The organism is Microbacterium sp. NPDC087589, assembly GCF_044743635.1.
In the GTDB taxonomy this organism is placed as follows: Bacteria; Actinomycetota; Actinomycetes; order Actinomycetales; family Microbacteriaceae; genus Microbacterium.
Genome location: NZ_JBIUWV010000001.1, coordinates 62132 through 73801 on the forward strand (window position 1 = coordinate 62132; position 11670 = coordinate 73801).

Genomic DNA, 11670 nt, shown 5'->3' on the forward strand with positions numbered 1-11670 from the left:
GCCGCGCCTGGAGACGTCATGATCGCCCTGTCGCTTGCCGAGATCGCCGCCGTCGTCGGGGGTGATCTCCGCCTCGCCGGTTCTGCGACCGCCGACACCGTCGTCGACGGTGTGGTCGACACCGACTCGCGCACCATGGCGCCCGGATCCGTCTTCGTCGCGAAGCCCGGAGCCGAGACCGACGGACATCGGTTCGTCGGGTCGGCGCTGGCCGCCGGCGCGTCGCTCGCGATCGTCGAGCACACGGTCGATGAGGAGATCGCGCAGATCGTCGTCCCCGACGTCATCGTCGCCCTCGCCGACCTCGCACGCGAGGTCGTCGCGCGCGTGCGCGCGGCGGGTGACCTCAAGATAGTCGGGATCACGGGATCGAACGGCAAGACGACGACGAAGAATTTCCTCGCCCGCATCCTCGCCGACGAGGGCGAGACCGTCGCGCCCATCAACTCGTACAACAACGAGGTGGGCGCCCCGGTCACCATGCTGCGCGTCACGTACGGCACGCGCTTCCTCGTCAGCGAGTTCGGCGCGGATGCGCCAGGGAGCATCGCTCGCCTCGCCGGACTCGTCGAGCCGGACGTCGCGGTGGTGCTGATGGTCGGGATGGCACACGCCGGCGGTTTCGGCGGTATCGAGGCGACGGCCAAGGCCAAGTCCGAGCTCGTGGCCGCTGCGAGACCCTCAGGCACAGCTGTGCTGAACCTCGACGACTCCCGTGTGGCCGCCATGGGCGAGCTCGCGCAGTCGCGGGGGATGCAGGTCGTCAGCTTCGGGCAGAGTGCCGCGGCAGACGTGCAGGCCCATGACCTCGAGGTCACCGCGTCCGGCACCTCGTGCATCATCGAAGCGGCGGGGGAGAGCCTGCCCCTTCGTCTGCAGGTGCTCGGCGCGCACCACATCGGCAACGCGCTGGCGGCCATCGCCGCGGCGGGGGTCCTCGGAGTGTCGGCGCCCGATGCCATCGCGCGTCTCGAGACGGTAGAGATCGCGGAGCGCTGGCGCATGCAGCCGATGGGCAGTGACCGGGTGCGCATCATCAACGACGCCTACAACGCCAGCCCCGACTCGATGTCGGCGGCGCTGCGGACTCTCGCCCAGATCACCGGTCCGGGCGAGCGGACGGTGGCGGTGCTCGGGGCCATGAGCGAGCTCGGTGAGACCGCCGGTGAGGAGCACGACCGGATCGGGCTTCTGGCGGTGCGGCTGAACATCCAGCGGATCGTCGTCGTGGGTCCTGAGGCGCGCCGGCTCTACATCTCGGCCATCGGCGAAGGCTCCTGGGACAGCGAGGCCATCTTCTTCCCCGACCAGGACGCAGCGTTCGACTACCTGCGCTCCGAACTCCGCGACGGCGACCGCGTGCTCGTGAAGTCCTCCAATTCCGTGGGCCTCCGGCACCTCGGCGATCGTCTGGGAGAATTGTTCTCGTGAGATCTCTCATCATGGCGGCTGCCATCTCGCTCGCCTTCACCCTCTTCCTGACACCCGTCTTCCTGCGGCTCTTCCGGAAGTGGGGCTGGGGTCAGGTCATCCGCACGCCTGAGGCCATCGAGAACCCGAACCACGAGGCGAAGCGCGGGACACCCACCATGGGCGGCGTGATCTTCATCGTCGGCACCATGGTCGGCTACTTCACGGCCACCTACGTCGGCGGGGGCACACCTGCGCTGTCCGCGCTTCTGGTCATCTGGCTGATGGTGGGCTTCGGAGCCGTCGGCTTCATCGACGACTACATGAAGGTGCGCAGCCAGCGCAGCCTCGGGCTCTCGGGCTGGCGCAAGATCATCGGTCAGCTCGTCGTCATCATCCCTTTCGGCATCGTCGCCCTGAACTTCCCGAACGCGTTCGACCAGACCCCGGCATCAGGTTCGATCTCGCTCTTCCGTGACATCCCCTGGTTGAACCTCTTCGCGTTCACCGCGATCCTCGGGTGGGCGCTGTATCTGCTCTGGATCTCCGTCATCGGCGTCGCGACGTCGAACAGCGTCAACCTCACAGACGGCCTCGACGGTCTCGCCGCGGGCGCCGGAGTCATCGTCGTCGGTGCTTACAGCCTGATCGCGTTCTGGCAGTTCAAGCAGTCGTGCGTCGGAGAGGGCGTCGAGACAGCGGCGCTGGCCGGATGCTACGAAGTGCGCGACCCGTTCAGCCTCGCGATCATCGCCGCGTCGTTCGCCGCGAGCCTGATCGGCTTCCTCTGGTGGAACGCTCCCAAGGCGAAGGTCTTCATGGGCGATGTCGGATCCATGGCGATCGGCGGCGTCATCACCGCCATGGCGATCCTCACGCGCACCGAGCTGCTGCTTCTCGTGATCGCCGGCGTCTTCGTCCTCGCCTCCGGGTCTGTGATCCTCCAGCGCGCCTACTTCAAGATCACACGCGGAAAGCGACTGTTCCTGATGAGCCCCTTCCACCATCATCTCGAGATGCGTGGGTGGTCCGAGGTGACGATCGTGGTGCGCATGTGGATCATCGCGGGTCTCCTCGCCATTTCGGCGGTCGGTCTGTTCTACGTGGAGTGGCTGACACGTGTCGACTGAGACGAGGCTCTCGACTCTCACGAGCTGGAGCTCCGACTGGTCGGATCTGCGCGTCGCCGTTCTCGGGCTCTCCATGACCGGGTTCTCGGTGGCCGACACGCTCACCGAACTCGGTGCGGATGTGCTCGTGCTGTCGGAATCCGCGGACGAGGAGTATGCCAAGCTCCTGCCGGTGATCGGCGCCCGGCTCGAGCTCGGGCCTCTCGACCGGGTCCCCGAGACCCTGGCGGAGTTCGCGCCGGAGGTCGTCATCGCCTCTCCGGGGTTCGCTCCCTCCCACCCGGTGATCCGCTGGACGCAGGAGTCCGGTATCGCGCTCTGGGGCGACGTCGAGCTCGCATGGCGCGTGCGTGACAAGGTGCCGCGCCCTGATGGCACTCCGGCCGACTGGGTGCTCATCACCGGCACCAACGGCAAGACCACCACGACGCAGCTGACCGCCTCGCTGCTGGTCGAAGGGGGGCTGCGCGCGGCGCCCTGCGGCAACATCGGAGTGCCGGTGCTCGATGCGGTGCGCGACCCGGCGGGCTTCGATGCGCTCGTCGTCGAGCTGTCGAGCCATCAGCTCTGGTATCTCGGGCTGTCCCGGGCCGAAGGCGAGCTGTATCCGCACGCTTCGGTGTGCCTGAACCTCGCTGACGACCACCTGGTGTGGCACGGGAGCGCGCAGGCGTACCGCGACGCGAAGGCTCTCGTCTATCGCAACACCCGCGTCGCCTGCGTCTACAACAAGGCCGACGAAGCGACCAGGATCATGGTCGAGGAGGCTGAGGTCGTCGAGGGGGCGCGCGCGATCGGCTTCGATCTCGGCATCCCCGGTCCGAGCGACATCGGTGTCGTCGAGGGGCTGCTCGTCGATCGCGCGTTCCTGGACGACCGCGCACGCAGCGCCCTCGAGCTCACGACCGTCGCGGACCTTCAGGAGGCCGGCCTCGCCGCGCCGCACATCGTGCAGAACATTCTGGCGGCGAGTGCACTCGCCCGCTCGCTGGGCGTCGAGCCTGTGGCCATCCACTCCGCCCTGCAGTCCTTCCGGCTCGACGAGCACCGAATCCAGATCGTCGCCCGACACGGCGGCATCACGTGGGTGGATGACTCCAAGGCGACCAACCCCCATGCGGCCGCTTCGTCGCTCCGCGCCTACCCCGGCGCGGTCTGGGTCGTCGGCGGCGATCTCAAGGGCGTCGACATCGGCGACCTGGTCGCGACGGCCGGTACGACCGCCCGTGCGGCCGTGGTCATCGGAGTGGAGCGCGCAGCCGTCGTCGCGGCATTCGAGCGACACGCGCCGCAGGTTCCGGTGTTCGAGGTGGATGCTGGCGAGACTGGTCAGGTCATGAATCGCGTGGTGGAGATCGCCGCGGGGATCGTCGACGACGAGGGAACAGTTCTGCTGGCCCCTGCGGCGGCCTCCTTCGATCAGTTCTCCAGCTATGCGGATCGAGGACACCGCTTCGCCGAAGCGGTGCAGGACTGGATAGACCGGGGGAGCGGCGATGACGCAGGTCGAACGCCCCCATCGCTCTGACCCTGACAGCACCGGCTCTCGAGGCCTTGCCGCCAGGGTGTCGCTCGGACGTCGGTTCACCCCGGTATCGACCGAATTCCTGATGATCGCGTCGGCCGCGCTGATGCTGACGATCTTCGGTCTCGTGATGGTGCTCTCGGCGACGAGTGCGACCGCCGTGTCCAACGGGGAGAACCCGATGGACGGCGCTCTGCGCCAGGGGATCTTCGCGGTGCTCGGCGTGCCGCTGATGTTCCTGATCTCGCGGCTTCCGATCGCGTTCCTCAAGCGCATGGCGTGGCCTGCGCTGTTCGGCGCCATCGCGCTGCAGCTGCTCGTCTTCACACCACTCGGCATCGAGGACGGCGGAAACCGCAACTGGATCAAGGTCGCGGGGTTCACCCTGCAGCCGTCCGAGTTCCTCAAGCTGGCGCTGGCGGTGTGGATCGGCTTCGTGCTGATGCGCAAGCACACCATGCTCGGCACCTGGCACCAGGTCTTCATCCCGGTGGTGCCCGTCGGAGCACTGGCGATCGGAACGGTCTTGGCGGGCAAGGACCTCGGCACCGCCATGGTGCTGGTCATCATCCTGCTCGGCTGCCTCTTCTTCTCGGGGGTGAAGCTGCGGCTGTTCATCCTGCCCGTGCTGCTCGGGGTCGTCGCCGTCATCGCCCTGGCCGTCACGAGCCCCGACCGCATGCGGCGCATCACGGCGACATGCTCCGACATGTCTGCCTACACGGGTGACTGCTATCAGTCGATCCATGGGGTGTGGGGTATGGCCTCCGGTGGGGTCTTCGGAGTGGGCCTCGGCAACTCGCAGGAGAAGTACGGCTGGTTGCCCGCCGCCGGCAACGACTTCATCTTCGCCATCGTCGGCGAGGAGCTCGGTCTGATCGGCTGCATCGTCGTGCTGGCGCTGTTCACGCTCTTCACCGTCGGCGCCTTCCACATCATCCGCAAGACTGCAGACCCGTTCATCCGCGTCGCGGCCGGTGGAATCACCGTATGGATCACCGGTCAGGCCGTCTTCAACATCGGCGTCGTGATCGGGCTGTTCCCCGTCATGGGTGTGCCGCTGCCCTTCATGTCGCAGGGTGGCACGGCGCTCCTGGCCGTCCTCATCGCCTGCGGAGTGCTGCTGTCGTTCGCGCGCACCATTCCCGTCGCCGAGGGCCGTTCGCCTGGACGGGCCGCTTCAGCAGGGCGGGGTAAGGTCACACGGTGACCACGTACCTTCTCGCCGGCGGTGGAACCGCCGGTCACGTCAACCCTCTGCTCGCCGTCGCTGACGCGCTGCGCGCTCGCGACGCGGACGCGACCGTTCTGGTGCTGGGAACGGCCGAGGGACTCGAATCCCGTCTCGTCCCGGCCAGGGGCTATGAGCTGCTCGTCGTCGACAAGGTCCCGTTCCCTCGGCGGCCCGATAAGCAGGCCGCCATGTTCCCGGGCAGGTTCCGCCGAGCGATCGCTCAGGTGCGCGATCACATCCGCGCTCACGGTGTAGAGGTCGTCGTCGGATTCGGTGGCTACGCATCCGCCCCGGCCTACGTCGCCGCGGGCCGCGAGAGAGTTCCCTTCGTCGTGCACGAGGCCAACGCGAAGCCCGGCCTCGCCAATGTGCTGGGTGCTCGTCGAGCAGCTGCGACGGGAGTCGCCTTCGCAGGAACACCTCTGCGAGGCGGTGAAGTGGTGGGGATGCCGCTGCGGCGCGAGGTCATCGAGCTCGACCGCGCAGCCCTGCGCGAAGAAGCCGCCGCGAGCTTCGGGCTCGACCCCGCGCGCCCCGTCCTTCTCGTCTTCGGCGGCTCGCTCGGCGCGCAACGGCTGAACGAGGCCATGGCCGACTCGTGGGGCGACATCCTTGCCGCCGGGTGGCAGCTGCTGCACGTCACAGGCGAGCGAAGCGATCTGGTAGACCCCGAGGTTCCCGGTTACGCGATGCGTCGCTATGTCGACCGGATGGATCTCGCATTCGCCCTCGCCGACCTCATCGTCTCGAGATCCGGTGCGGCCACCGTGAGCGAGATCAGTGCGCTCGGAATCCCGGCGCTGTACGTGCCGTATTCGGTGGGCAACGGCGAGCAGCGACTGAACGCGGCATCCGCCGTGGCCGCCGGTGCTGCGCGTCTCCTCGACGACGCCACCTTCGACGGCGATGCGGTGCGCCGCCTGGTGATCCCTGTCATGAAGGATCGGCAGCAGCTCGAGGCCATGCAGGCGGCGGCGGGACAGGTCGGCACCCGGAGCGGTACGGAGAACCTCATCGCCCTGGTGGATCGCGCGCTCTCCTGACATCGCCGTAGACACGGCTCCGCGACTCCGCAACATCATCATCGAAAAGTAGACTGAACCCGACATGATCAGACCTGACCTCTCCCTCCCGATCCCCGAGTCGATCTCCTCTGCGCACTTCATCGGCATCGGCGGATCCGGCATGAGCGGGCTCGCCAAGATGTTCCTCGATGCCGGCATCCGCGTGTCAGGCAGCGACCGCGCTGACAGCGACAACCTGCGGGCGCTCGAGGCGGCCGGAGCCGTCGTGCACGTCGGGCATGACGCCGACCATCTCGGCGACGCGGACACCGTGGTCCACACCGGCGCGATCTGGCCCGAGAATCCCGAGTTCGTCACCGCCAAGGAGCGCGGGCTGCACGTCATCCACCGCTCGCAGGCGCTGCACTGGCTGATCGGCTCGCGGCGACTCGTCTCGGTCGCCGGCGCCCATGGAAAGACCACGTCGACCGGCATGATCGTGACCGCGCTCCAGGAGCTCGGCGCCGACCCGAACTTCGTCAACGGCGGCGTGATCGAACAGCTCGGCGTCTCCAGCGCGACGGGGTCAGGCGAGCTCTTCGTGATCGAGGCCGACGAGTCCGACGGCACCTTTCTGCTCTACGACACCGCCGTCGCTCTCATCACGAACGTCGACCCGGATCATCTCGACCACTACGGTTCCGACGAGGCATTCCACGATGCGTTCGTGCGCTTCGCCGACGCGGCTACCGAGGCGGTCGTCATCTCTAGCGACGACCCCGGCGCGTTGCGAGTGGGAGCAGGTGTCTCGCACCCGAACGTCATCACCTTCGGGCAGGCGGAGGGCGCGGATGTCAGGGTGACCGACATCGTGACGGACGGGCCCGTCTCGGCCACGGTGAGCCGGGGGACGGAGAGTGTGCGCCTGCAGCTCGCCGTGCCGGGTGTGCACAACGCGATCAACGCGGCCGGCGCGATCACGGTCCTCCTCTCGGTCGGCTTCGGCCTGACTGAATCCGCGCGCGCCGTCGAGGGGTTCGCCGGCACTGTCCGTCGCCTCGAGCAGCACGGTGTCGAGCGCGGTGTCACGGTCTACGACGACTACTCCCATCACCCCACAGAGGTGCGCGCGGCGCTCGAGGCGATGCGATCGATCGCCGGCTCGGGCAGGATCATCGCGATCCAGCAGCCGCACACCTACTCGCGCACGCAGCACATGTTCCGTGAGTTCGCCGACGTGCTCGAGACGTACGCCGATCACACGGTCGTGCTCGACGTCTACGGCGCTCGGGAGGATCCGGTTCCCGGCGTCACGGGCGAACTGGTGAGCGGCGCGTTCCGCGACCCCTCGCACGTGCACTTCGTGGCCGACTGGCAGCAGGCGGCCGACTACACGGCATCGGTGGCCCGCGGCGGCGACTTCGTCGTCACGCTCGGCTGCGGCAATGTCTACCAGATCATCCCGCAGGTGCTCGAGTCGCTGCGGACCACCGAGGTCTAGCAGATGCGTCGTCCGCCTCCGATTCCCACGCCTCCCGCGGGTCTCGCGGAAGGCGCGCCTGGGCGACGGGCGCGCTCGGGAACGAGGAGCTCAGCGCGAGACGTCGAGCATGACGAAGAGGCAGGCGCTCGAGTCACCCCTGTGAGGCCGGCATCCGAGGTCGATGCGGAGACGGCTGAGGATGCCGCGGTGCGGCCTACATCCACTCGGGACGTCTGGCGCGCGGCACGAGCGCGGCGCAGGGCGCTGCGGGCGGAGATCAGGCGATTCACGCAGCGGTCGCGTCGACGCCGCATCATCTGGTCGAGCGCGATCGGCGCCGTGGTTCTCCTGATCGGCGGTACGACCGCCGCCGCGTACAGTCCGCTCTTCGCCGTCGAGAAGATAACCGTGCTGGGCGCGACGACACTGGATGCAGCCGCAGTCGAGGCGGCGCTGGCGGAGCAGGTCGGCACCCCGTTGGCTCTGGTCGACTCGAGCGAGGTCAAGGCAGCTCTGCTGGCGTTCCCGCTGATCGAGACCTACGCGCTCGAGGCGAGGCCGCCCCACGATCTCACGGTGCGGATCGTCGAACGCACGCCGGTCGGCGTCATCCGCTCGGACGCCGGCTACACCGTCGTAGACGCCGCGGGCGTCGCTCTCGCCACGACCTCCGATCAGCCGGCAGGCCAGCCTCTGCTCGAGATCGATGGGGGCACCGACTCGGTCGCCTTCGAGAGCGCGGGTCTCGTGGTGCGTTCTGTTCCCGCCGAGCTGCGCGCCCTGCTCACAGGAGTGAGTGCGACGACGGCCGATGACGTGACGCTGACACTGAGCAGTGGCCTGACCGTCGTCTGGGGCAGTTCCGAGGACTCTCCGATGAAGAGCGAAGTGCTCACGAAGACCCTGCTCAGCAACCCCGAGGCATCGACGATCGACGTCACTTCGCCGCATGCGGTGGTCGTCGGCTGAGGTTTCGACGGCAAACGGGCGACACGCCCGTGTCGCTGCGAGTGCACGGGGGCGTGACGCTTACCTTCGAACAAGAGAAACCAATACCGGGAAATACTTTACACCTCTAGTTGAGGTTTAAGGTTCAACCCGGCGGAATCTCTCCTAAGACAGGTTCGACTATTCGGAGGCCGGCCATGAGCCAGAACCAGAACTACCTCGCCGTGATCAAGGTCGTCGGCGTCGGCGGTGGCGGCGTCAACGCCGTCAACCGCATGATCGATCTCGGTCTCCGCGGAGTCGAGTTCATCGCCGTCAACACCGACGCTCAGGCGCTATTGATGAGCGACGCCGACGTCAAGCTCGACGTCGGACGCGAACTCACGCGCGGCCTCGGCGCCGGTGCCGACCCGGAAGTGGGTCGTCGCGCCGCCGAGGACCACGCCGAGGAGATCGAGCAGGCGCTCACGGGTGCCGACATGGTCTTCGTGACGGCGGGTGAGGGAGGCGGAACCGGAACCGGTGGAGCCCCCGTCGTCGCTCGCATCGCGAAGTCGATCGGCGCGCTGACCATCGGTGTCGTCACCAAGCCGTTCTCCTTCGAGGGCCGCCGTCGGCAGAGCCAGGCGGAAGCCGGCGTGGTGAAGCTCAAGGAAGAGGTCGACACCCTCATCGTGGTGCCGAACGACCGTCTCCTCGAGATCAGCGATCGTGGCATCTCGATGATCGAGGCCTTCGCCACCGCAGACCAGGTGCTCCTCGCGGGTGTCCAGGGCATCACCGACCTCATCACGACCCCGGGTCTCATCAACCTCGACTTCGCAGACGTGAAGTCGGTCATGCAGGGCGCGGGTTCCGCACTCATGGGCATCGGATCCGCTCGCGGTGCCGATCGCGCGATCAAGGCCGCCGAGCTGGCCGTCGAATCGCCGTTGCTCGAGGCCAGCATCGAAGGCGCTCATGGAGTCCTGCTCTCGATCCAGGGTGGCTCGAACCTCGGTATCTTCGAGATCCACGATGCAGCCGATCTCGTCAAGGAGGCGGCGCACCCCGAGGCGAACATCATCTTCGGTACGGTCATCGACGACACGCTCGGCGACGAGGTGCGCGTCACCGTGATCGCCGCCGGCTTCGACAGCGGCGAGCCCTCGCTGCGTCTGGACCCGATGGTCGTCTCGCGGCCTGCCGCGGCCAGCACGCTGCCCGAGGTGGCGCTCTCGAACGACGAGGAGAGCAAGCCCGCAGTCGAGACGCCGGCGCCCGAGAAGGCGCCGCAGCGTGTAGCGGCGACGAGCATCGAGCCGGCTTTCGCGGATGACGACATCGACATCCCCGAATTCCTGAAGTGACTTCCGCGCAGGGCCAGACCGACTCCGGTCTGGCAGCGCGGCTGTCGGCGATCGATCAACGGATCGCCGACGCCGCGCGCCTGTCCGGCAGGGATCCGGGGGAGATCACCCGGATCGTCGTGACGAAGTTCCATCCGTCGTCGCTCATCCGCGAACTGCATTCGCTCGGCGTGCGCGATGTGGGGGAGAACCGTCAGCAGGAGCTCTCTTCGAAGACAGGGGAGTTGGACGACCTCGACCTTCGCTGGCACTTCATCGGCCAGGCGCAGACGAACAAGGCGTCCACGATCCGCCGCGATGCGGATGCCGTGCACTCGGTCGACCGAGTGCGGCTGGCCGATTCCCTGCACAGGGCGGCAGAGGATGACGACATCCTCGACGTTCTGGTTCAGGTGAACCTCACCGACGATGCGGGCCGGGGAGGAGTCGAGCCCGAGGAAGCCCGGTCGCTCGCCGAGCACATCCTCGCCCTTCCTTCGCTGCGCCTGCGCGGCGTGATGGCGGTCGCACCACTCGATGAGGAGCCCGTTTCGGCATTCGCGCGCCTGCGCGCGATCGCAGAGAGAGTGCGCGAGGTGGAGCCGTCCGCCGACTGGATATCCGCAGGAATGACCGGCGACTTCGTCGCGGCCATCGATGCGGGCGCGACACACCTGCGGATCGGGTCCGCAATCACGGGACCCCGCCCCGACCGGGGTTAACCTCTAGAAAGACCACCCGACACGTTCGAACCGGAGGACACGATGGGTAACCCGCTGAAGAAGACCATGGTGTATCTCGGCCTCGCTGACGAGGAAGAGGTCTACGAGGAGGAGCCGGCCCCGGCCCGCTCCCACCGCGAGCGTGATCGCGACCGCGAACGCGAGGAGCCCGCTCCGGCGCCCGTGACCCCGCTACGGCGCCCCGTCGCCGTGCGCCAGCCCGCAGGAGGGGCAGTGAACGAGATCCTCACCGTGCACCCGAAGCAGTACCGCGATGCTCAGCTCATCGCGGAGAGCTTCCGTGAGGGTGTGCCGGTCATCATCAACCTGTCGCAGATGAGCGATGCGGACGCTCGCCGTCTGATCGACTTCGCCTCCGGACTCTCGCTCGGCCTCTACGGCCGCATCGAGCGGGTCACCTCGAAGGTCTTCCTGCTGTCGCCGGAGAACATCGCGGTCTCGGGTCACGGGGGAATCGCGCACGCGGACGCAGAGTCCGCGGGCTTCGACCAGCCGTAGACCGTGGGATTCGTCGTCTCCATCGTCGCCAGCATCGTACATCTGGCTCTCCTGCTGTACCTGCTGGTGCTCTTCGCGCGTCTCATCCTGAGCTACATCCCGCTCTTCAACCGGGAGTGGCGACCCAAGGGAGCCGGACTCGTCGCAGCCGAGATCGTCTACACGGTGACCGATCCGCCTGTCCGGTTCTTCCGGCGGATCATCCCGCCCCTGCGAATCGGCACGCTGTCCCTGGATTTCGGGTTCTCGATCACCATCCTGATCGTGCTGATCCTGATGAGCATCGTCCGAAGCTTCATCTGAGAGCTGCGCGACTTCGACACCCTGGGGTGTCGCGGCGTCGCGACTGACAGCCTCTGGGACTATG

General features: G+C 67.5%; 11 protein-coding genes. All 11 read left to right on the forward strand.

Annotated features, from left to right (window positions below):
• The first annotated feature begins 18 nt into the window (after positions 1-18).
• Positions 19-1431 (forward strand): UDP-N-acetylmuramoyl-tripeptide--D-alanyl-D-alanine ligase, encoded by a 1413-nt coding sequence (gene murF, locus ACIOU8_RS00320; protein ID WP_400784842.1) that lies wholly within the window; start codon positions 19-21, stop codon positions 1429-1431.
• Positions 1428-2540 (forward strand): phospho-N-acetylmuramoyl-pentapeptide-transferase, encoded by a 1113-nt coding sequence (gene mraY / locus ACIOU8_RS00325; protein WP_400784843.1) that lies wholly within the window; start codon positions 1428-1430, stop codon positions 2538-2540. Before murF ends, mraY begins: the two co-directional genes overlap by 4 nt.
• On the forward strand, positions 2530-4068 hold the full coding sequence (murD, locus tag ACIOU8_RS00330; RefSeq protein WP_400784844.1) for a UDP-N-acetylmuramoyl-L-alanine--D-glutamate ligase: 1539 nt from the start codon (positions 2530-2532) through the stop codon (positions 4066-4068). Before mraY ends, murD begins: the two co-directional genes overlap by 11 nt.
• Positions 4037-5275, forward strand: coding sequence for a putative lipid II flippase FtsW (ftsW, locus tag ACIOU8_RS00335; RefSeq protein ID WP_400784845.1), 1239 nt, complete (start codon positions 4037-4039; stop codon positions 5273-5275). Before murD ends, ftsW begins: the two co-directional genes overlap by 32 nt.
• Positions 5272-6342: a UDP-N-acetylglucosamine--N-acetylmuramyl-(pentapeptide) pyrophosphoryl-undecaprenol N-acetylglucosamine transferase gene (locus ACIOU8_RS00340; RefSeq protein WP_400784846.1), complete on the forward strand. Its 1071-nt coding sequence runs from the start codon at positions 5272-5274 to the stop codon at positions 6340-6342. The genes ftsW and ACIOU8_RS00340 overlap by 4 nt, the downstream gene beginning before the upstream one ends.
• A 64-nt stretch (positions 6343-6406) precedes the next feature.
• The gene (murC, locus tag ACIOU8_RS00345) at positions 6407-7804 is read left to right on the forward strand and encodes a UDP-N-acetylmuramate--L-alanine ligase (RefSeq protein WP_400784847.1); all 1398 of its coding nucleotides are present in this window, start codon (positions 6407-6409) and stop codon (positions 7802-7804) included.
• 141 nt (positions 7805-7945) lie between these two features.
• Positions 7946-8755 carry an FtsQ-type POTRA domain-containing protein gene (locus ACIOU8_RS00350; protein WP_400784848.1) on the forward strand — a complete coding sequence of 270 codons (810 nt, stop codon included), beginning with the start codon at positions 7946-7948 and terminating at the stop codon, positions 8753-8755.
• Between the two features lie 176 nt (positions 8756-8931).
• Positions 8932-10083, forward strand: coding sequence for a cell division protein FtsZ (gene ftsZ, locus ACIOU8_RS00355; protein ID WP_400784849.1), 1152 nt, complete (start codon positions 8932-8934; stop codon positions 10081-10083).
• The gene (locus ACIOU8_RS00360) at positions 10080-10784 is read left to right on the forward strand and encodes a YggS family pyridoxal phosphate-dependent enzyme (RefSeq protein WP_400784850.1); all 705 of its coding nucleotides are present in this window, start codon (positions 10080-10082) and stop codon (positions 10782-10784) included. Before ftsZ ends, ACIOU8_RS00360 begins: the two co-directional genes overlap by 4 nt.
• A gap of 42 nt (positions 10785-10826) precedes the next feature.
• Positions 10827-11303, forward strand: coding sequence for a cell division protein SepF (locus ACIOU8_RS00365; protein ID WP_400784851.1), 477 nt, complete (start codon positions 10827-10829; stop codon positions 11301-11303).
• 3 nt (positions 11304-11306) lie between these two features.
• Positions 11307-11606 carry a YggT family protein gene (locus ACIOU8_RS00370; RefSeq protein ID WP_400784852.1) on the forward strand — a complete coding sequence of 100 codons (300 nt, stop codon included), beginning with the start codon at positions 11307-11309 and terminating at the stop codon, positions 11604-11606.
• The last annotated feature ends 64 nt before the right edge of the window (positions 11607-11670 follow it).